This window comes from Pararoseomonas baculiformis (genome assembly GCF_017813395.1).
GTDB classification, from domain to species: domain Bacteria; phylum Pseudomonadota; class Alphaproteobacteria; order Acetobacterales; family Acetobacteraceae; genus Roseomonas; species Roseomonas baculiformis.
In genome coordinates this window covers 177,324-196,132 of the sequence record NZ_JAGIZB010000001.1, presented here as the reverse complement: position 1 = coordinate 196,132, position 18,809 = coordinate 177,324, and the positions used below count along the sequence as shown (strand labels likewise).

The 18,809-nt window shown below is 71.3% G+C and carries 19 protein-coding genes, 1 tRNA gene and 1 pseudogene; 14 read left to right on the top strand and 7 right to left on the bottom strand.

The window, feature by feature from the left end; genetic code table 11:
* Positions 1-82 precede the first annotated feature (82 nt).
* The 3 genes from J8J14_RS00895 (at position 83) to J8J14_RS00885 (ending at position 4,128) form a co-directional block, all read left to right on the top strand.
* The gene (locus tag J8J14_RS00895; RefSeq protein ID WP_209377530.1) at positions 83-1,528 is read left to right on the top strand and encodes an O-antigen ligase family protein; all 1,446 of its coding nucleotides are present in this window, start codon (positions 83-85) and stop codon (positions 1,526-1,528) included.
* A gap of 132 nt (positions 1,529-1,660) precedes the next feature.
* On the top strand, positions 1,661-2,761 hold the full coding sequence (locus J8J14_RS00890) for an AI-2E family transporter (protein ID WP_209377529.1): 1,101 nt from the start codon (positions 1,661-1,663) through the stop codon (positions 2,759-2,761).
* Positions 2,762-3,387: 626 nt separating this feature from the next.
* Positions 3,388-4,128 (top strand): hypothetical protein, encoded by a 741-nt coding sequence (locus tag J8J14_RS00885; protein WP_209377528.1) that lies wholly within the window; start codon positions 3,388-3,390, stop codon positions 4,126-4,128.
* 58 nt (positions 4,129-4,186) lie between these two features.
* On the opposite strand, the gene htpX is transcribed toward J8J14_RS00885, so the two are convergent.
* Entirely contained in the window at positions 4,187-5,170 is a 984-nt protein-coding gene (gene htpX / locus J8J14_RS00880; RefSeq protein WP_209377527.1) for a zinc metalloprotease HtpX, read from the bottom strand.
* Between the two features lie 43 nt (positions 5,171-5,213).
* Between htpX and J8J14_RS00875 the strand changes: the two genes are divergently transcribed.
* On the top strand, positions 5,214-5,372 hold the full coding sequence (locus J8J14_RS00875) for a DUF1674 domain-containing protein (RefSeq protein WP_209377526.1): 159 nt from the start codon (positions 5,214-5,216) through the stop codon (positions 5,370-5,372).
* A 332-nt stretch (positions 5,373-5,704) separates the two neighbouring features.
* Here the strand turns inward: J8J14_RS00875 and J8J14_RS00870 are convergent, their stop codons facing one another.
* The 6 genes and pseudogenes from J8J14_RS00870 to J8J14_RS00845 all read right to left on the bottom strand — a co-directional run bounded on the left by J8J14_RS00870 (position 5,705) and on the right by J8J14_RS00845 (position 10,657).
* Entirely contained in the window at positions 5,705-6,814 is a 1,110-nt protein-coding gene (locus J8J14_RS00870; protein ID WP_209377525.1) for a glycosyltransferase family 4 protein, read from the bottom strand.
* Between the two features lie 59 nt (positions 6,815-6,873).
* The gene (locus tag J8J14_RS00865; protein ID WP_209377524.1) at positions 6,874-8,121 is read right to left on the bottom strand and encodes an RsmB/NOP family class I SAM-dependent RNA methyltransferase; all 1,248 of its coding nucleotides are present in this window, start codon (positions 8,119-8,121) and stop codon (positions 6,874-6,876) included.
* A gap of 138 nt (positions 8,122-8,259) precedes the next feature.
* Positions 8,260-9,180, bottom strand: a complete 921-nt coding sequence (locus J8J14_RS00860; protein WP_209377523.1) for a DMT family transporter — start codon at positions 9,178-9,180, stop codon at positions 8,260-8,262.
* Positions 9,177-9,422, bottom strand: a complete 246-nt coding sequence (locus J8J14_RS00855; RefSeq protein ID WP_209377522.1) for a hypothetical protein — start codon at positions 9,420-9,422, stop codon at positions 9,177-9,179. Before J8J14_RS00855 ends, J8J14_RS00860 begins: the two co-directional genes overlap by 4 nt.
* 94 nt (positions 9,423-9,516) lie before the next feature.
* Positions 9,517-10,353: pseudogene (gene folD / locus J8J14_RS00850) on the bottom strand (bifunctional methylenetetrahydrofolate dehydrogenase/methenyltetrahydrofolate cyclohydrolase FolD); the annotation flags it as partial.
* A 1-nt stretch (position 10,354) separates the two neighbouring features.
* Positions 10,355-10,657: a YggT family protein gene (locus J8J14_RS00845; protein WP_209377520.1), complete on the bottom strand. Its 303-nt coding sequence runs from the start codon at positions 10,655-10,657 to the stop codon at positions 10,355-10,357.
* Between the two features lie 184 nt (positions 10,658-10,841).
* Between J8J14_RS00845 and J8J14_RS00840 the strand changes: the two genes are divergently transcribed.
* The 10 genes from J8J14_RS00840 (at position 10,842) to J8J14_RS00795 (ending at position 18,762) form a co-directional block, all read left to right on the top strand.
* Positions 10,842-10,917 (top strand) — tRNA-Ala (locus J8J14_RS00840).
* A 504-nt stretch (positions 10,918-11,421) separates the two neighbouring features.
* Positions 11,422-11,676 carry a GlsB/YeaQ/YmgE family stress response membrane protein gene (locus J8J14_RS00835; protein WP_209377519.1) on the top strand — a complete coding sequence of 85 codons (255 nt, stop codon included), beginning with the start codon at positions 11,422-11,424 and terminating at the stop codon, positions 11,674-11,676.
* Between the two features lie 311 nt (positions 11,677-11,987).
* Positions 11,988-12,584, top strand: coding sequence for an HdeD family acid-resistance protein (locus tag J8J14_RS00830; protein ID WP_209377518.1), 597 nt, complete (start codon positions 11,988-11,990; stop codon positions 12,582-12,584).
* Positions 12,585-12,665: 81 nt separating this feature from the next.
* Positions 12,666-12,959: a YciI family protein gene (locus J8J14_RS00825; RefSeq protein WP_209377517.1), complete on the top strand. Its 294-nt coding sequence runs from the start codon at positions 12,666-12,668 to the stop codon at positions 12,957-12,959.
* Entirely contained in the window at positions 12,956-13,366 is a 411-nt protein-coding gene (locus J8J14_RS00820; protein ID WP_209377516.1) for an EVE domain-containing protein, read from the top strand. The genes J8J14_RS00825 and J8J14_RS00820 overlap by 4 nt, the downstream gene beginning before the upstream one ends.
* Complete coding sequence (locus J8J14_RS00815) at positions 13,363-13,710, top strand: Rieske (2Fe-2S) protein (RefSeq protein WP_209377515.1); 348 nt, start codon at positions 13,363-13,365, stop codon at positions 13,708-13,710. The genes J8J14_RS00820 and J8J14_RS00815 overlap by 4 nt, the downstream gene beginning before the upstream one ends.
* Positions 13,711-13,863: 153 nt before the next feature.
* The gene (locus J8J14_RS00810) at positions 13,864-14,202 is read left to right on the top strand and encodes a hypothetical protein (protein WP_209377514.1); all 339 of its coding nucleotides are present in this window, start codon (positions 13,864-13,866) and stop codon (positions 14,200-14,202) included.
* 146 nt (positions 14,203-14,348) lie between these two features.
* Positions 14,349-16,286 carry an acetate--CoA ligase gene (gene acs / locus J8J14_RS00805; RefSeq protein ID WP_209377513.1) on the top strand — a complete coding sequence of 646 codons (1,938 nt, stop codon included), beginning with the start codon at positions 14,349-14,351 and terminating at the stop codon, positions 16,284-16,286.
* 197 nt (positions 16,287-16,483) lie between these two features.
* Entirely contained in the window at positions 16,484-17,458 is a 975-nt protein-coding gene (locus J8J14_RS00800) for a tripartite tricarboxylate transporter substrate-binding protein (protein WP_209377512.1), read from the top strand.
* A gap of 32 nt (positions 17,459-17,490) precedes the next feature.
* On the top strand, positions 17,491-18,762 hold the full coding sequence (locus tag J8J14_RS00795) for a flavin-dependent oxidoreductase (RefSeq protein WP_209377511.1): 1,272 nt from the start codon (positions 17,491-17,493) through the stop codon (positions 18,760-18,762).
* The last annotated feature ends 47 nt before the right edge of the window (positions 18,763-18,809 follow it).

Genomic DNA, 18,809 nt, shown 5'->3' with positions numbered 1-18,809 from the left:
ATCCGGCCGGCGTCGAGAGGCCGTGGAGGATGGAAGGGAATGGCGCGATGCGCGCGCCCGGCTTCCCTGGCAGAATGGAGACATGATGTTTCAGCCCGGACGCATCGTCATCCCGCCCGCGAGCCCGGGCGCCCCCGCCCCGCCAGTTCACGGTGCGCCCGCTGGGCGGGACTGGGGCGGGCCTGGTCGTCTTCACCTGGCCTATGTCGCGCTTGGCATCTTCTTCTATTCGGGTGCCCAGATCGATCTGGAGGGCACGGGGACCCAGGGCGAGATCGGCAGCGTCAACCCGTTCAGCACCGTCATCCAGCTCACTCTGCTGCTGGGGGGCATGGCGCTGGCCCTGCGCTACCACCGCCGTTGCCTGGCGGTGCTGCCGCGGCTGTGGCCAATTCTGCTCCTGCTGGCGGTGATCGGGCTTTCGGTTCTCTGGTCCGCGCAGCCCGCCTCGACCATGCGGCGCTCCGTCAGCGCGCTGGGCCTTACCCTGTATCTGGTCACCACCTGCGCGACCTTCGGCGCGCAGCGCTTCATGCGGCTGGTGCTGCTGACCCTTGTTGGCACCGCCATCGCCGGGCTGGCCGAGGCGGTGCTGCGGCCGCAGGTCGGGATGGATGTGGGCGACTACGCCAATGCAGTGCGCGGGCTCTACTACCAGAAGAACGCGCAAGGCATGGCCCTGTTCGGCGCCGCCCTCGCGCTCTGCTACCTCGTGCTCGACCGCGGGAGGATCCTGGCCCGCGACCTCGCCTTCGTCGCTTTCCTCCTCGTCACCCTCGTCCTCTCCCGGTCCACCACCTCGCTTCTGCTGACCATGCTGGCCTTCGGCCTGACCGCGCTGGTCTTTCTCTTCGAGCGGGGCGGCGCATGGCGGCTGCTGGCGGTTACCGGCATGGTCATGGCGCTCCTGCTCCTGCTCCCGCTGCCCGCCGCGCTCACCGTCGAGGATCTTTTCGATCTCATCGGCAAGGACGCCTCCCTCACCGGGCGCACCTTCATCTGGGAGGAAGCCTGGAAGGCCGTCCAGAACCGGCCACTCCTGGGCTATGGCTATTCGGCCTTCTGGGTGGCCGATTCCGACCGGGTGCGGGCCATCCAGCGCGTGGTGGACTGGAACGTGCCCACCGCCCATAGCGGCTATCTGGACGTGATGCTGCAGTTGGGCTGGCTGGGGCTTGCCGTGCTGCTGGTGATGCTCGGCTGCACCCTGTACCGCACCGCCCGCGGCATGGCGCGGCCGCCGCGCCACGTCGCCTTCTGGATGGTGATCTTCGTCCTGCTCCAGGCCGTGCTGAGCAACAATGAGTCCTCGCTGCTGCTGCTGGACCTGAACCTGGTCATGTGGATGTTCGTCACCTACGTCCTTGCCACCCCGGCCCCGGCCCCGGCCCCGGCTCAGGCGCCTGCCCTGGCGCCTGCCCTCGGGCGATCCCTCCAGGCGGGGCCGGCGGTCCTGGTGCCGCAGGGCGCGAAGCTGTCCCCGCCGGAGCCCATCATGCTGCGGAGACGTCGCGAGGTCCCGTTCTGAGCTCTCCGGCGTTCCGGCGGATCGCCAGCGCGGCAAGGTGCCTGCGGCAGCGGTGCCGCCGTTTCTTCACCCGCCCATCGGCAACCCGCGACCCCGGGTGCCGCTGCTGCATGGAAGAGGCGGAGAGGGCCGATGCGGGAAGCCGGTGGGAGCGAGGATGCGGCGGGGGGCTGGCGGGCCGAGGTGGCGTTCCTTCGCCGCGTCCTCATCGTCGTGGCCGTGCTCTGCCTTGTCCTCGTCCTGTGGTGGGTGCGGGAGGCGCTGCTCATCGCCTTTGCCGGGGTGGTCGTGGCGGTGCTGCTGCTCGCCCTCGCCAAACCGCTGGAGGCCCGGCTGGGCCTGTCGCGCACCTGGTCGCTGCTGGCTGTCGGCCTCGCGCTCGGCGCCCTGATCGGCCTGGCCGGCTTCCTGGTCGGTGATCAGGTGCAGGGGCAGATCGCCGGGCTGGGCGAGCAGCTGCCGCGCGCCGTGAGCGTGCTGGAGGAGCGCTTCGGGATCGATATCCCCCCGCTGGAGGGCATGATCCAGGGGGGCGGTCAGGATGGCGAGAGGGGGCCCGGCGGGATGAATGCCTCCCTCATCGGCACCATCGCCGGGCATGTCGCGGCGGCCGGGCGGCTGGTCGTCAGCGCGCTTTCCGCCCTGGTGCTGGTGGTGGTGGGCGGGTTCTTCCTGGCGGCGGACCCTGCACTCTACCGCCGCGGGGCCGTGAAGCTCGTACCGGAAAGCCAGCAGGCGCGGGTGGAGGATGCCCTGCTGGCCAGCGGCGAGGCGATTCGCCTCTGGCTCGGCGCGCAGCTCGTCTCCATGGTCATCGTCGGGCTGCTGACCGGGATTGGAAGCTGGCTGGTCGGGCTCCCTTCGCCCCTGGCGCTGGGGCTCTTCGCGGGTCTGGTCGGGGTTGTGCCGCTGGTGGGCGCCGTGGTCGGTGCGGTGCCCGCGCTCATCCTCGCCGCGGCCACGGGCGGCAGCACCCTGCTTTGGACCGCCATTCTCTTCATCGGGATCCAGCAGGTCGAATCCAACATGATCATGCCCCTGGTGGAGCGGCGCATGGTGAGCCTGCCACCCGCGCTCATCCTCTTCGCCGTGGTCGCGGTCGGGCTCCTGTTCGGCGTCCCGGGCATCCTGCTGGCCGCGCCGATGACGGTGGTGGCCTTCGTTCTCGTCAAGAAACTCTATGTGCGCGAAACGCTCGGCCAGCGCACGGAGGTGCCCGGCGAGGATCCTTGAGGCCCGCAGGGGCACGCCGCGCAAGGTCAGGCGCAGCGCGGCATGGCAGGGCGGCGGTCATCCACCACGACCAGCCTGGCCGCGGCGGATCCTTTCCTCGGCAGCCTCGCTGGCCGTCCTGGCCCCCGAACCAGGGACATGGCGGCTTCCGGCCCGTGGGCCGGCACGTCGCTCCGCGTCGCGTTCCCTGACCCGGCGGGAGCGGTTCTCGCGCCACTCGCGGCTGCTGGTTGGGGCTGAGGCCATCCGCCGGGTTCGACCTGGAAACGCGCATCGGGTCCACATGGCTGTGCTTTTCGTCCCGCTCGCCCCGCTGCCGGCGCGCTGGCTGACCCGCGAACTGGTGCTCACCGCGCCGTCCACGTGGGACTGACGCGGCCCTGCAGCAGCAGCTCCGTAACAGTTTGTGGCAACAATACGGCAAAGCCGGCAAAACTATGGCACCCGCAGCCGGTTAATGCCTCCGTCGCCTATCACGGCGGCACCGACACCCCTCGCGCGGCTTTCTGATCGCGGACTGAGGGTGGGCCGCACGCTCCGGCACGATTTGCCCGAGCGCGTCAGGGTCCATGGGGGGGCCGGCTCCCGGCCTTCCCGCAACCCCAACGGCATCAAGGATATTTCCCATGAAGACGCTTGCTTCGACCACGGCGCTCGCCAGCATCCTCGCCCTTGGCCTGTCTGGCGCCGGCCTGGCCCAGAACACGAATTCTGGCATGAATTCGGGCATGAATTCCGGCGCGAATGCCGGGCAGACCGGCAACGCCTCCGGCGGCGTGCTGGCGCAGGCTGGCCAGTCCGGCTCCGCGCATTCCGGCATGGGCCAGCAGGCCAACACCTCCGGCCAGGGCGGCACTGCCCAGGGCGGGATGAACCAGCAGAACGGCACGGCCGGCCGCAGCCAGGCACAGACGGGCCAGCACGGCAGCACGGCCTCCACCATGGGCCAGCAGGGGCATGCCGCCTCCACGGCCGCACAGGGCGCCGGCACGCAGGCGAACCAGGGCCAGCAGGCCGGCCGCATGGGCGAGGGGCAGGTGCGCTCCGCGCTGAACGCCCGCGGCTATTCCGACATCAGCGGCCTCAAGCGTGAAGGCGACACCTTCCGGGTCAGCAGTGCCAAGCGCTATGGCGAGGAGGTGAAAGACCTGCGCGTGGATGCCCGGACCGGGCAGGTGCGCGATGAGCAGCGGCTGAACGAGGACCAGGCCCGGAACCTGATCCGCGCGAATGGCTACGAGAATGTCCGGGATGTCCGCCGCGACGGCGACACGATCCGTGCCAAGGCGAAGCAGGGCGACCGTGAGGTGGATCTGCGCGTCGATGCCCGCAACGCGACCGTGACGCGCCAGCAGGCCAGCAACTAGCGCCTGGCGGCCCGACGGCAGGGCGGGGTGGCGCCATCTGCGCCACCCCGCTTCCGATTCAGGCCCATGGGCCTGGGCGACGGCCCCCCGGGCGTTCCCATGGCCGCCCGGCCGCACCACGGGGCGCCCCGCCGCTCCAGGGGCCCCGCGCGGCCGGCGGGGCGGGCCTGCGATACCCGCCGCCTGCTCCGCCGGGCGGCATGCCGCCGGCCAGCTCCATCAGCGCCCGCACCCGGTTCTCCGTGCTGGGATGGGTGGAGAACAGGTTGTCCATCCGCGCTCCGGAGAGCGGGTTGACGATGAAGAGATGCGCCGTGGCCGGATTGGCCTCGGCGGCCTGGTTGACGAAGCCGTGCCGCGCCCCTTCCAGCCGCAGCAGCGCATTGGAAAGCCCGCCCGGGTCCCCCGCGATTTGCGCGCCCAGCCGGTCCGCCTCGTATTCGCGGGAACGGCTGATGGCCATCTGCACCAGCATCGCGGCCAGCGGCGCCACGATGATGGCAAGCAGCAGCCCGATCCCGCCCAGCGGGTTGTTGCGGTCACGATGGCCGAAAAGCCCGCCGAACTGCGCCAGCATGCCGATCGCGCCGGCAATGCTCGCCGTCATCGTCATGATCAGCGTGTCGCGGTTGCGGATATGGGCCAGCTCATGGGCTACCACGCCGGCCACTTCCTCCTCCGGCATCATGGCCAGCAGGCCGCTGGTGACAGCCACCGCCGAGCGTTCGGGGGAACGGCCGGTGGCGAAGGCGTTGGGCTGGTCCTCATGGATGACGTAGAGCGCCGGCATGGGCAGCCCCGCCCGCGCCGCCAGGTTCGCGACCATCGCATGAAGGCGGGGATGCTCCGCGGGCCCGATGGGCTCGGCATGGTGCATCCGCAGCACCATCCGGTCCGAGTTCCACCAGGCGAAGACATTCATGCCCACGCCAAAGAGGAAGGCGATGACCATCCCCTGCTGCCCGCCCAGCAGCAGCCCAACCCCCGCAAAAAGGGCCACGAGGCCCGCCATGAGGATCGCGGTGCGCGCATAACCTGACACGGAGCCTGTTCCTCCTCTGCCCTTCCAACCCTATCTGGGATGCATGAGCGACACCAACGAGACCAAGACCCAGCCCGCCCCGCCGGTTGCGCCCCCGAAGCCGGAAACGCCGCCCAGGCCGGCCGAGATCGGCGGCCCCACCGGGCCGGAGCCGACCCGCTATGGCGACTGGGAACGCAAGGGGCGCGTGAGCGATTTCTGAGCCGTTCGCGCTGGCAGCCTGGCCGATCCCGCGTCGTTCTTCCTGATCTGCTGGTTCCCGGAGAGGGCTCTGCCCTCTCCGGACCTCGCCCGCCAAGGGCCTGAGGCCCTTGGAACCCCGTCTGGCTGCCGCGGATGCGGTGCAACACGGGGTCTCTGCCTCTACTCCTGCCCTTGCAGTCGCCTCCGGTCATGGACCGGAGGCGCACCGACAGCCGAACCTCTCCAGCTGATAGAAAAAGATGATGGTGAGGGGTCCGGGGAGAGGAAGAATTCCTTCTTCCTCTCCCTGGGGGCCAAGAGCGCCACAGCCCCGAACCGCAACCTCCGGGATCAGAGCCCGAGCAGATCCAGCGTCCGCTCCACCACCCGCTTCTCGTCATAGAGGTCCAGGGCCCGCGCCCGCCCGGCCTCGCCCATCCGGGCGCGCAGCTTCGCGTCGCCTGCCAGGGTGTTCAGCGCCGCCGCCAGGGGCTCCACCGTGCCCGGCGGCACCAGCAGCCCGGTCTCGCCGTCCAGCACCTGCTCCCGCGGCCCGCCGATGCGGGTGGCGACCACCGGCAGGCCCGTCAGCATCGCCTCGATGACTGACATGGGCAGGCCCTCGAAATGGCTGGGCAGGCAGAAGATGTCGGAGGCGGCGAGGACCCGCTCCGTGTCATGCCGGTAGCCCAGGCGGCGAAGGCGCGGGCCGAGCAGTGCCGCGGCGCGGGCGAAATCCGGTTCCAGATCGGCGCCGTGATCGCTGGCCAGCCGCTCCCCCACTACCCAGAGCGTGGCGCCGGGCACGGATTCCATGGCGCGCAGCAGTTCCGGATAGCCTTTGTGGCGCACGAGGCGGGAGACGGCCGTCACGACCACCTCGTCCGGTGCCGCGCCCAGTTCCGCGCGGATCGCGGCGCGGGCCTCGGGGTCCGGGCGGAAGCGCGCGGGGTCGCGGCCATTGCGCACGGCCACGGGGTTCCCGTGGATGCGAAGCCGCCTTGCGTCGCCGGCCTCCTCCTCGCTCACGGTCAGGAAGGTGTCCGTCATCCGGCCGCCCAGCCATTCCAGCGCCAGCGACAGCCCGCGCCGCCAGGGAGGGCCGGGCTGGTTGAACAGGAAGCCGTGCACCGTATAGGCCGTGCGCGACCTGCCCCCCATCCGTGCCGCCAGCCGCGCCAGCAGGCCGGAGATGGGGAAATGCGCATGCACCAGATCCGGCCGCGTCTCCCGGATCACCTGCCGGAGCGCGCGGAGGGCGCGCCAGTTCGCGCGCGGGGAAAGGCTGCGCGCGACAGGCACGGGGATGACCGTGAAACCCTCGGCGCGCGGCGCGTCCAGCAGCGGGCCATCGGCGCAGGCGGCCAGCACCTCATGCCCGCGCGCGCGGGCACCGCGCATCAGGGGCAGGAGGAAGTGGCGCAGCGCGAAATCGACATTCGCAACGAAGAGAACCCGCATGGCGCGCTCTTAGAGCAGATCGCCGCGGCGCGGGATGGCCCGCGGGGCTGAACCCGGCCCTAGTGGCGGCGGAAACGCGCGACGAAGAACCCGTCCATCCCGCCTTTTTCCGCCCAGAGATCGGGCCGGGTCCGCAGCGCCCCTTCGCGGGTGACCGCTTCCTCCAGCCCCGGAACCTCCCCGGGCTGCACCGGCTCGGGCTGAAGCCCCAGCGCGGCGATGCGGGCCAGATGCGCCTCGCCCTCCTCGGGCTGGAGGGAGCAGGTGGCGACCACCAGCCGCCCGCCCGGCGCCAGCAGCCCCGCCGCGGCCTCGATCAGCGCGGCCTGGGTGGCCGCCAGCTTCGGCACGTCCCGCTGGCGGCGCAGATGCGGCACCTCCGGATGGCGGCGGATGGTGCCGGTGGCGGTGCAGGGGGCGTCCAGCAGCACGGCGTCATAGGTGCCGCGGCGCTCGGCCGCCCAGGGGATGGCATCGGCCACCGCCAGCTCCGCCTCCATTCCCAGCCGCGCCAGGTTCTCGCGCAGGCGGGTGGCGCGGGCGGCCTCCTTCTCCACTGCCGTCACCTGGGCGCCCATGGCGACGAGCTGCGCCGTCTTGCCGCCCGGCGCGGCGCAGAGATCGGCCACGCGCTGGCCGGGCCGCGGGGCCAGCAGCCGCGCGGGCAGGCTGGCGGCGGCGTCCTGCGCCCAGAAGGCCCCTTCCGCGAAGCCGGGGATCTCGGTGATGCGCGTCCCGGGCGGGAGGCGCGCGGTGCCGTTCGGCAGCACCTCCGCCCCCTCCGGCACGGCCGCGCCGGGCTTGAGCGAGAGGTCCAGCGGGGCCGGATGCGTATGGGCCTCCGCGATCGCGCGCACCTTCGGCCCATAGGCGGCATGCCAGGCGGACCAGAGCCAGGCCGGCGTGTCCAGCCTTGCCATGTCCAGCCCCTCCAGCGCCGCGGGGCCGTCCGCCGCCACCTTGCGGAGCACGGCATTCACCAGCCCGGCGAAGGGCTTCGGCGCCAGCGCCACCGCATTCCCCACCGCCGCATGGGCAGGCGTGCCGAGGAGCAGCAGCTCCGCCGCGCCGATGCGCAGCGCCTGCAGGGCGGGCGGGGAGGGCTCCCGGCGAAGATAGGGTTCCAGCACCGTGTCGATGCTGCCGAGGTGCCGGAGCACGGCGGCCGCGATTCGGTGCGCGGCGGCGCGGTCACGCGGCTGCACGCGGGCGGGAAGGGTATCCAGTGCCTCATCGAGAGCGCGGCGGCGCTCCAGCACGGCGGAGACGAGGGCGAAGGCGGCGGAACGGGTGGGATTGGCAAGCATCGGGGCGCGACTTCGCTCATTTCTCGGCCGGTGTGCAGCCCTAAACGCGAAAAGGGCCGCCGGCTTTCGTCGGCGGCCCCGTTTCCGGTGGCTTTTCCGGTGCCCGCTGCCGGAACCGGCGGCCTTGCCGCCGCGCGGCTAGCCCGGCGCGGCCTTGCGGACGGCGGCCCTGGTTTCTGCCGCGCGGGCGCGGAAGAGCAGCATCAGCCCGCCGAGGGTCAGCATGCCGCCGGCCAGGTCGGCCCAGCCCAGCACCTCCCCCAGCACCGCCCAGCCCAGCACCGCCGCCACGGGCGGGGCGAGGAGCTGCAGGGCGGCGGCGGTGGAGGCGGGGAAGCGGCGCAGGGTCATGAAGAGCAGCGCATAGCCGCCGATCCCGACGACGGTGACGCTGTAGGCCAGCCCGAGCCAGACCTGCGGGCTACCGCCGCTGGGCGGTGCGCCTTCCAGCGCCAGGGCAAGCAGCAGCAGCAGCGCGGCGCTGACCACGCTCTGCCCCGCGCTGGCGGACCAGAGATCCACCCGGCTGCGTGCCGGGGCGAAGACCAGCAGCCCTGCGGCCTGGGAGGCCGCGCCCAACAGCGCAAGGCCCACGCCCAGCGCCTCGGTCAGCCCTTCCGCCTCCCCGAAATGCCCGGACAGCCGCGCCCCGCCAAGCACGGCCACCCCGGCCCAGCCCAGCCCCAGCCCGGCCCAGGCCATGGCGGAGGGCAGCCGGCCCATGAACACCGCCTCCCCCAGGGCAACGACCAGCGGCGTGGAGGCCGTGACCAGCGCGACGAGGCCCGAGGGGATGAGCGCCATGGCCCACCAGGAGAAGGCGAGATACCCGCCCGTGCCCAGCAGCCCCATCAGCACCACCCGCCCCAGGTCGCCCCGCGCTGGAAGGCGGGAACGCGTGGCCCAGGCGATGCCCAACAGCAGCGGGGCGGTAAGGCAGAACCGCAGGGCCAGGGCCCAGAAGGGCGGCCATTCCAGCACGACGAAGCGCGCCGCGTTGAAGGCCGAGCCCCAGATCAGGACGAAGCTGGCGGCGATGAGGAGGTCGGTAGGCCTCATTCCCGCCCGGCCTGGCTCTCGATCCGCGCCAGCAGCGCGGCCTGGCTCGCCTCCAGCCGGCGCAGCATCAGCCCGATCCGGCCCATGGCCAGCAGGCTGAGCGCCGAGATCGAGCCCGCCCCGGCATAGAGGATGCGCGCGCGCGACCATTCGGGGCCGAGGAGCGGCGTGCCCTGCAGGGCCAGGACCGCGCAGGCCAGTAATGCCAGGATGCCCACGCTCTGGAGGATGCGGAACAGCATCGGCTCAGGCCAGACCGGGGCCGTGGCCGTAGGACTGCTCGGGCGTGGCCTGCAACTCCGCCACCCCGCCATTGGGCTGCAGTTCCTCCTTGCCGCGGCGGGCCAGGGCGGCTTCCAGCGTGTTCTCCAGCAGGCAGGCGATGGTCATGGGGCCGACGCCGCCGGGCACGGGGGTGATCGAGCCCGCGCGCTCCCGCGCCGCGCCGAACTCCACATCGCCGGTCAGCTTGCCGTCGGGCAGGCGGTTGATGCCCACATCCACCACCACGGCGCCCGGGGCGATCCAGTCGCCGCGCACCATGTTCGCCCGGCCCACGGCGGCCACCAGCACCTCCGCCCGGCGGCATTCCTCCGCGATGTCGCGGGAGCGGGAATGCAGCATGGTCACGGTGGCGTCGGCGGCCAGCAGCAGCGCCGCCATGGGCCGCCCGACGATGGCGCTGCGGCCGAGCACCACGGCGCGGGCGCCGGAAAGCTTCACCCCGGCCTCGGCCAGCAGATGCATCACCCCCTTCGGCGTGCAGGGCACCAGCCCCGGCAGGCCCGCGGCCAGGCGGCCCGCATTCACCGGATGGAAGCCGTCCACGTCCTTGGCGGGGTCCACCGCCTCCAGCACCGTCTGCGGGTCGATATGCTTCGGCAGGGGAAGCTGGACGAGGATGCCATCGACCGCCGGATCGGCGTTCAGCCTGCGCACGACTGCCAGAAGCTCCGATTCCGCCACCGTCTCCGGCAGGAGGATGGTCTCGCTGTCATAGCCCGCCTCCTTCGCCGCCCGGTCCTTGGAACGGACATAGACGACGCTCGCGGGGTCGTCCCCCACGCGCACCACGCGGAGGCCGGGGCGGAAGGAGAGGGCGGCGACGCGCTCCGCGAGCCCCGCGCGGAGCAGCGCGCCAATCGCCTTCCCGTCGAGGAGCCGGGCCGTCATCTCAGGCGGCCAGCCGCAGCATGGCGGGATAGACCGTGATGCTGAGGAAGATCTGCAGCGCCTGGAGCAGCAGGATCAGCACCAGGGGAGAGAGGTCCACGCCCCCCAGGTTCGGCAGGATGCGCCGGATCGGCCGCAGGGCGGGTTCCGTCACGCGCCAGAGGAAGTCCCCGATCGTCCAGACCAGGCGGTTGCGCGTATCCAGCACGTTGAAGGCGGTGAGCAGGCTGAACACCGCCGCGATGATCAGCACCCAGATGTAGAGACCGATCAGCCTGTCGATCAGCCAGAAAAACGCCGTCATACCGCCCCCGAACCCGTGTCGCGCCCCTGGTGGCGCGCCCTGCGGCGCCCCAATGGCGCCGGCTGTGTATGGCCCGCGCCGAACGCCGTCCAGCATGACCCGCATGCAGACGCTTGACGTGGAACCTCCGCCGGGGAATAAGCCGCCGGCGCGCTGGTCCCCAAGCCTGCGCGGCGATGGTTAAGGGGCTGTAGCTCAGTTGGGAGAGCGCGTCGTTCGCAATGACGAGGCCAGGGGTTCGATTCCCCTCAGCTCCACCATCCCTCTCCCGCCGAAATCCTGATCCCGTGCCAAAGCCTGGATGCAATGCACCCGGAGCGGGTGAGCCTGTCCTGGGGACCGGCCATGGCGGCCCGCCTTATCGCCAGGGCACGGGGTCTGAGAGCTTGGCGGCCTGGGGCTGTTCATCCTCGCTGGTCTCGCGTGGCGTGTTCCGGCGAGTGGCGGAATTGTGCCTCGGGGAGCCTCGCCTGGAGGCGCTGCGGGATGGCCGGCCGTTGCTCGCGCAGCCCGTCAGCGCCAACAGCCCGAATGCCCCGAAGGCCAGCAGGTTTCGCCGCATGTAATCCTCCACCGGGGGAGGGCAACGCACCCGGGCATGGCCGGTTGCCCGCCCCGGACGGGTCGCTGTGGCGCGCCCAGGCCGGGCAGGTCGGCGCCGCGATGGCACACGCCCCGATGATCGACCGGACACGTCGATACGCTATGAAACTTGATGCTGCCCTTGACGCTCCTTGGGACATAACCATCGGGAGCACCGATCTATGGGCATTATCATCACTATCATCATCGGCCTGCTGGCCGGCGCGGTCGCCAAGCTGCTGATGCCCGGGCGCGATCCGGGCGGCTTCATCATCACCACCATCCTCGGCATCGTGGGCGCGCTTGTCGCCACCTATCTCGGCCAGGCGATCGGCTGGTACCGCGCCGGCGAAGGCGCCGGCTTCATCGGCGCCGTGGTCGGGGCGATCATCGTGCTCGTCATCTACCGCATGGTGGCTGGCCGCCGGACGGTCTGATGCGCCGTGCCCCTGTCCCCCGCAGGGATCGGGGCATGGCGTTCGGAGGGGCGAAACTTATCCGCCCCTCCAGCGTCTCTGCTTTTGCGGTACGATGGTGGGGCCAGAGGTGGTTCCAGCAAACCCGTCCCCATGGGGTTCACCCCCCTTACGACGCGGCCATCGTCCGATACCCACGCCCGTAGCTATTTCGGCCCAAAGCGTGGATACCGGAGCGTGCCGCCATCGCGGCGCTCCGGAAGCCGGCCAGCCAGGCGCAACCTTCCATCGCCCTGGCCGCTCCTGGGCCAGTTCCTCATGGAGCGCCACGCATGTCCGCCACCGTCATCCCGCCTGCTGCGGAGGGCCGTTTCCGCGTCATCCGCGCCCTGGCAAGCGGCTGGTGGCTGCTGCTGCTGCGCGGCATCGCCTCTATTCTTTTCGGCATCTTCGCCTTTCTCGCGCCCGGGCTGGGGCTGGCGGTCATCCTCGGGGTTCTGGCAGCCTGGCTTGCGCTGGATGGCGTGTTCACTCTCTGGCAGGCGATCACCGGCCGCCCGGCCATGTTGGGCAACGCAAGGCCCGGCACCGGATGGCTGTGGCTGGATGGCCTGCTCTCCCTTGTCGCCGCGGTGCTGCTGCTGGTCATGCCAGTCGCCTCGGCCTTCGCGCTCGTTCTTCTCGTCGCCGTCTGGTCCGTCGTCACGGGCATCTTCCGCATCCTCCTGGCCTGGCGCAGCGGAAGCTGGCTGCTGGGGCTCTGGGGCGTTCTGGGGGTGATCGTGGGGCTGTGGCTCGTTGCCGCGCCCGGGCCGGGGCTGCTGGCCCTGATCTGGGTGGTGGCGATCAACGCGGTGGTCGGCGGCGGGCTTCTGATCGGCCTGGCGGTCCGGCTGCGCCGCGTGCATCACGACCCCACGCCGGGCTAACTCCCGGTTGCGTGATCCGCCCATCAGGCGCTTCCATGCGCGCCGCCCCGGCCACTGATTCGCCGGGCGAGGGGGACGGCCATGCTCTTCGCCATCATCAGCCACGACAAGCCGGACGCGCTGGAGCGCCGCCTCGCCGCCCGGCCGAAGCACCTGGTCTGGCTTGAGGCCGCCGGCCCCATGCTCCGCTATGTCGGCCCGCTGCTGGACGAGGACGGCAAGCAGCGCGGCAGCATCGTGGTGACCGAGCAGCCGGACCTCGAAACCGCGAAGGCCTTCGCCAAGGCCGACCCCTTCTGGGAAGCCGATGTCTTCGCGACGCAGACCGTGCACGCCTTCCGCGAGGTCTTCCGCGACGGGCTGCGCGTGGCGTGACCGCCTATTGGCTGGTGAAGAGCGAGCCCGACGCCTTCTCCTGGGATGAGCAGGTGCGGAACGGGGTGGAACCCTGGACCGGCGTGCGCAACGCCCAGGCCGCGAAGAACCTGCGGGAGATGAAGGCGGGCGACCACGCCTTCTTCTATCACTCCAACGAGGGCCGCGAGGTCGTGGGCATCGTCGAGGTGGTGCGCGAGGCCTATCCCGATCCGACCGATGAGACCGGCCGCTGGTGCTGCGTGGACATGCGCGCCGTGAAGCCGGTGCCGAGACCCGTCACCCTCGCCGCCATGAAGGCCGAGCCGCGGCTGGAAGGGCTGGCGCTGATCCGCCAGTCCCGCCTCTCCGTCGTGCCCGTCTCGGCGGAGCATTGGGCGGTGATCTCCGCCATGGCCGGGCTTTGAGCCTCACGCGCCGTCTCTGCCGGCTGGAGGACATCCGGGATGGCGAGGCGCGCGGCTTCCCGCCCGGGCCGGGCGGCTTCACCGGTCTCGTCGCCGTGCGGCGGGGCGATGCGGTCCATGTCTATGTGAATTCCTGCCCCCATATCGGGATCCCGCTGGAGAGCCTGCCGGACCGCTTCCTGGACGGGCCGCGCCGGCATCTCGTCTGCACCGCCCATGGCGCCCGCTTCCGGGTGGAGGACGGGTTCTGCGTCGCCGGCCCCTGCGCCGGGGATTCGCTGGAAGCGGTGGAGGTGCGGATCGAGGACGGGGCGGTGCTGGTGCCCGAGGATGCGGGGTTGTGAAAGGGGGTTGCGACCGGCCCGGCCCGGCCTTGTCACCTTTCGCGACACGCCGCCTCCGCCCCGCCGCAATCCGGTCGTGACCCCGCCCGTATCGGGGCGTTTCCTGATGCAGTGAAAGGGCCTTCCCTGGCCTGACGCAGAAAGGATGCCATCATGCGAGACACCCTCGCCAAGATCGGTGCCTGGGGGCGGCGGATCGCCATCCTGGCGGCTTTGCTGGGCGCGCCCACCCTGCTTGCCGCCCCGGCGGCCCAGGCCCAGCCCGTTGGTTCCGTGACCATCTCCACCGGCCAGCCCATGGCGGCCATGCCTGTCCAGTGGGGGCCGCCGCCACGCCCCTACTACTACGGCCCGCCGCCCCGCCGGCATTACCACGGCCCGCGCCACTGGCACCGGCCGCCGCCGCCGCCCCATTGGCGCCGCCACCATGCCTACCGGGGCTATCCGCCGCCGCCGCCGAGGCACCACCGGCGGCACTGGCACCGCTACTGAGAGGGGCCGAAGGGCCGGGGAGGGGAACCTTCCCGGCCCTTTCCTTCTGGACTGTCCAGGCCTGGCGCGATCCCCGGCCTTGACGGCCGGGGGAAGGCGGCGACGATGCTTCCCGAGAAGGGCCCAGCCCCGGAGGACCGCCGCCAATGACCGACCAGACCCTCATCGCCGTAAAGCCCGAGATCGCCGCAGGTAGCCACGCCAATGCCGAGCGCCGCGAGGCCATGGTCGCCGAGGCCGCCCGCGACCCCGAGGGCTTCTGGAAGCGCGAGATGAACCGCCTCGCCTGGATGCGGGCGCCGACGAAGATCAAGAACACCAGCTTCGAGGGCGATGTCTCGATCAAGTGGTTCGAGGACGGCGTCCTCAACCTGACCGAATCCTGCCTGGACCGGCATGTCGAGGGCGGGCGTGGAGACCAGGTGGCCATCATCTGGGAAGGCGACGACCCCAAGAGCGACGCCCATGTCACCTACCGCCAGCTGCTGGAGCGCGTCTGCCGCCTGGCGAATGCGATGAAGCAGCTGGGCGTGCGGCGCGGTGATCGCGTCACGATCTACCTGCCGATGATCGTCGAATCCGCGGTGGCCATGCTGGCCTGCGCGCGCATTGGCGCGGTGCATTCGGTGGTGTTCGGCGGCTTCTCGCCGGAGAGCCTGGCCAGCCGCATCCAGGATTGCGAGAGCACGCTGCTCATCACCGCCGATGAGGGCCGCCGTGGCGGCCGCACCGTGCCGCTGAAGGCGAATGCGGACGAGGCGCTGAAGTCCTGCCCCACGATCAAGAACGTGATCGTGGCGAGGAACACGGGCGGCAAGATCAGCATGCAGGGCGATCGCGACCATGACTGGGCGACCCTCTGCGACGCGCGATCCGCCGAATGCCCGGCCGAGCCGATGGGGGCGGAGGACCCGCTCTTCATCCTCTACACCTCCGGCTCCACCGGAAAGCCGAAGGGCGTGCTGCACACCACCGGCGGCTACGGCGTCTGGGCCGCCTTCACCCACCAGCTCGTCTTCGACTACCGCCCGGGCGAGGTCTACTGGTGCACGGCGGATGTGGGCTGGGTGACGGGGCACACCTACATCGTCTACGGCCCGCTCGCGAACGGCGCGACGACGCTGATGTTCGAGGGCGTGCCGAACTGGCCCGATTCCAGCCGCTTCTGGCAGGTGATCGACAAGCACAAGGTCAACATCTTCTACACCGCGCCCACCGCGATCCGCGCGCTGATGCGGGAAGGCGAGGCGCCGGTGAGGAAGGCGTCCCGCCAGTCGCTGCGCATCCTCGGTTCGGTGGGCGAACCCATCAATCCGGAAGCCTGGCTCTGGTATTACCGCGTGGTGGGCGATGAGCGCTGCCCGATCGTGGACACCTGGTGGCAGACCGAGACGGGCGGCATCCTGATTTCCCCGCTGCCCGGCGCGGTGGCGCAGAAGCCCGGTTCCGCGACTTTGCCGCTGCCCGGCGTCGTCCCCGCGCTGGTGGACAATGACGGCAATCCGCTGGAGGGCGCGACCGAGGGCAACCTTGTCATCACCGACAGCTGGCCCGGCCAGATGCGCACGGTGTTCCGCGACCATGAGCGCTTCATCCAGACCTATTTCTCCACCTTCCCCGGCAAGTACTTCACCGGTGACGGCGCGCGGCGCGACGCGGATGGCTACTGGTGGATCACGGGGCGCGTGGACGACGTGCTCAATGTCTCCGGCCACCGCATGGGCACGGCCGAGATCGAGAGCGCGCTGGTGGCCCACCCGAAGGTGGCCGAGGCCGCCGTCGTCGGCATGCCGCATGAGATCAAGGGCCAGGGCATCTACGCCTATGTCACCCTGAAGCTCGATGAGGAGCCGACGGAGGAGCTTCGCAAGGAACTGGTGGCCTGGGTGCGCAGGGAGATCGGCCCCATCGCCAGCCCCGATGCCATTCAATGGGCGCCGGGCCTGCCCAAGACGCGTTCCGGCAAGATCATGCGCCGCATCCTCCGAAAGATCGCGGCGAATGAGACGGACAGCCTCGGCGACACCTCCACCCTGGCGGACCCGACCGTGGTGCAGGACCTGATCAGCAACCGGGTGGGCTGATCCGGCCTGCCCCGCCCGGCGCCGCCGATTGACAAAAGGCGGCGCCACGGCAGGCTGACGGCAAGGAAGCGGCCCGGGCATCCACCGGGCCGGAATGCCGGGACCGTCCGCCTCGCCCATCGCCCCCTGGCCTGTGCGCGGCCGCGTTCCCGGTCCGGAAAAACGAACAGGGAGAGGCACGCAGCATGTCGCGTGGAATGATGGGGCGTCGTTCGGCGCTGGCGGGCCTGGGCGGCGCGGCGCTCGTCGCCGGCCTCGGCCCGGCCGCGGCCCAGACAGGGCGCGCGGGCCGCGCCATTGTCGGCTTTCCTCCCGGCGGCACCGCCGACAGCGTCACCCGCCTCTATGCCGAGCGGCTGCGCGCCCAGGGCGCCGCGCAGATGGTGGTGGACAACCGCCCCGGCGCGGGTGGGCGGCTGGCGCTGGAATTGCTGAAGGGCCTTCCGCCCGATGGCTCGGCCTTCGCGATCACCCCTGCCTCGATGATCACGATCTACCCGCATCTCTACCCGACATCGCTGCGGTACGACCCGCTGAAGGATTTCACGCCCGTCGCGCCGGTCTGCCTCTTCTCCTTCGGCCTCGCGGTCGCGGCCCGGCATCCGGCGCGGACGCTCGAGGAATTCCTGGCCTGGGGAAAGACACAGCGCGCCGTGGACTGGGCCGCGCCCGTGCCGGGCTCCGTGCCCCATTTCATGGGAGTGGAGCTGGCGCGGAAAACCGGGCTGACCATGAACCACATCCCCTATCGCGGCTCCGCCCCGGCGGTGACGGACCTGCTCGCCGGCACGCTGCAGGCCGTGATCCTGCCGCTGGGGGAGCTGACCGCCTTCCATCGCTCGGGCGATGCGCGGCTGCTGGCCGTCTCCTCTCCCCAGCGGCCGCCGCGCCTTCCGGATCTGCCCACCTTCGCGGAATCCGGCTTCCCGGAGCTGGTGCATGAGGAATGGTACGGCGCCTTCCTGCCCGCCGGCGCCTCCCCCGCCACCGTCTCCGCGCTGCATGATGCCCTGGCCACCGCCGCCGCCAGCGCTGAGGTGAAGGAGGTGCTGACGAAGATCGACCTGGACCCCACCATCATGCAGCCCGCCGCCTTCCGGGAGCGGATCGCCCGCGAGCTGGAGGGCTGGGGCCCGATCGTCGCCGCCTCCGGCTTCAAGCCGGACCAGTGACCGTTCCGCCGGGACAGGGGAGGAGGCGCGCCATGCACATCGTCATTTCCGGCGGCGGGATCAGCGGGCTGACCCTGGCCATGGCGCTGCACCAGGCCGGAATCGGGGTGGAGGTGCATGAGGCCGTCTCCATGCCGAAGCCGCTCGGCGTCGGCATCAACCTCCTGCCCCATTCGGTGCGGGAGCTGACGGAGCTGGGTCTGGGGGAGCGCGTCCTGGCCGCCGGCGTGCCGACGCGCGATCTGCTCTACGCGACCAGGCGCGGCGAGGAGGTGTGGCGCGAGGATCGCGGCCTGGCCGCCGGCTATCGCTGGCCGCAGGTGAGCATCCATCGCGGCACGCTGTTCATGCTGCTGCTGGAAGCGGCGCGGGAGCGGCTGGGCGATGCCATTCATCTCGGCTCGCGCGGGATCGCGGCGGAGTCGGATGCGGAAGGCGCGACCCTGCATCTGGAAGGCGGGGGCAGGGCGCGCGGCGACGCGGTGGTGGCGGCGGATGGCATCCACAGCGCCATCCGCGCCACCTGGCACCCGCATGAGGGCGCGCCGCGCTGGAACGGCAGCCTGATGTGGCGCGCCGTGTCCGAGCACCCGGGCTATCTCACCGGCCGCACCATGGTGCAGGCGGGCAGCAGCGAACTGAAATTCGTGTGCTACCCCATCCGGGAAGCCACGGCGGAACGCCCGGCGCTGATCAACTGGATCGCCGAGCGTCGCATGGATCCCAGCACCCATTGGGCGCGGGAGGACTGGAACCGCCCGGGACGGATCGAGGATTTCCTGCCCGATTTCGCCGGCTGGGAATGGCCCTGGCTCTCCGTGCCCTCCCTCATCCGCGCCGCGCCCGCCGTGTGGGAATTCCCGATGGTGGATCGCGACCCCCTGCCGGAATGGACGCGGGGCCGGGTGACGCTGCTGGGGGATGCGGCGCATCCGATGTACCCGATCGGCTCCAACGGCGCTTCCCAGGGCATTCTCGACGCCCGGACCCTGGCCTTCCACCTGGCGACCGAAGGGGAGGTGACGGCCGGGCTGCGCGCCTATGAGGCGACGCGGCGGCCCGCCACCTCCGCCCTGGTGCAGGCGGCGCGTGGCCAGGGGCCGGACCTGGTGCTGGACCTGGCCGAGCAGCGCGCTCCCCAGGGCTTTGCCGCCGCGGGCGGGCGGGAGTCGGTGCTGCCCATGGCGGAGCTGGAGGGCATCGCCCGCGACTACAAGCGCAAGGCGGGCTTCGATCCCGTGCTGCTGAATGCCCGGCCCAGCCTATCCGCGCGGCTCGGCTCGCCCAGCCTCGCGCGCCACTGACCGGATGGGCCGGCGCCGCGCTGGACGCGGCGCATCCTGCGGCGCAG

What these genes read in the sequence shown, in the direction of transcription:
- J8J14_RS00865 (WP_209377524.1), bottom strand. Translation starts at nt 8,121, where the DNA reads ATGCTTGCCAATCCCACCCGTTCCGCCGCCTTCGCCCTCGTCTCCGCC.
- J8J14_RS00845 (WP_209377520.1), bottom strand. Translation starts at nt 10,657, where the DNA reads ATGACGGCGTTTTTCTGGCTGATCGACAGGCTGATCGGTCTCTACATC.
- J8J14_RS00795 (WP_209377511.1), top strand. Translation starts at nt 17,491, where the DNA reads ATGCACATCGTCATTTCCGGCGGCGGGATCAGCGGGCTGACCCTGGCC.
- J8J14_RS00860 (WP_209377523.1), bottom strand. Translation starts at nt 9,180, where the DNA reads ATGAGGCCTACCGACCTCCTCATCGCCGCCAGCTTCGTCCTGATCTGG.
- J8J14_RS00825 (WP_209377517.1), top strand. Translation starts at nt 12,666, where the DNA reads ATGCTCTTCGCCATCATCAGCCACGACAAGCCGGACGCGCTGGAGCGC.
- J8J14_RS00830 (WP_209377518.1), top strand. Translation starts at nt 11,988, where the DNA reads ATGTCCGCCACCGTCATCCCGCCTGCTGCGGAGGGCCGTTTCCGCGTC.
- J8J14_RS00835 (WP_209377519.1), top strand. Translation starts at nt 11,422, where the DNA reads ATGGGCATTATCATCACTATCATCATCGGCCTGCTGGCCGGCGCGGTC.
- J8J14_RS00885 (WP_209377528.1), top strand. Translation starts at nt 3,388, where the DNA reads ATGAAGACGCTTGCTTCGACCACGGCGCTCGCCAGCATCCTCGCCCTT.
- acs (WP_209377513.1), top strand. Translation starts at nt 14,349, where the DNA reads ATGACCGACCAGACCCTCATCGCCGTAAAGCCCGAGATCGCCGCAGGT.
- J8J14_RS00890 (WP_209377529.1), top strand. Translation starts at nt 1,661, where the DNA reads ATGCGGGAAGCCGGTGGGAGCGAGGATGCGGCGGGGGGCTGGCGGGCC.
- J8J14_RS00870 (WP_209377525.1), bottom strand. Translation starts at nt 6,814, where the DNA reads ATGCGGGTTCTCTTCGTTGCGAATGTCGATTTCGCGCTGCGCCACTTC.
- J8J14_RS00895 (WP_209377530.1), top strand. Translation starts at nt 83, where the DNA reads ATGATGTTTCAGCCCGGACGCATCGTCATCCCGCCCGCGAGCCCGGGC.
- J8J14_RS00855 (WP_209377522.1), bottom strand. Translation starts at nt 9,422, where the DNA reads ATGCTGTTCCGCATCCTCCAGAGCGTGGGCATCCTGGCATTACTGGCC.
- J8J14_RS00800 (WP_209377512.1), top strand. Translation starts at nt 16,484, where the DNA reads ATGATGGGGCGTCGTTCGGCGCTGGCGGGCCTGGGCGGCGCGGCGCTC.
- J8J14_RS00810 (WP_209377514.1), top strand. Translation starts at nt 13,864, where the DNA reads ATGCGAGACACCCTCGCCAAGATCGGTGCCTGGGGGCGGCGGATCGCC.
- J8J14_RS00875 (WP_209377526.1), top strand. Translation starts at nt 5,214, where the DNA reads ATGAGCGACACCAACGAGACCAAGACCCAGCCCGCCCCGCCGGTTGCG.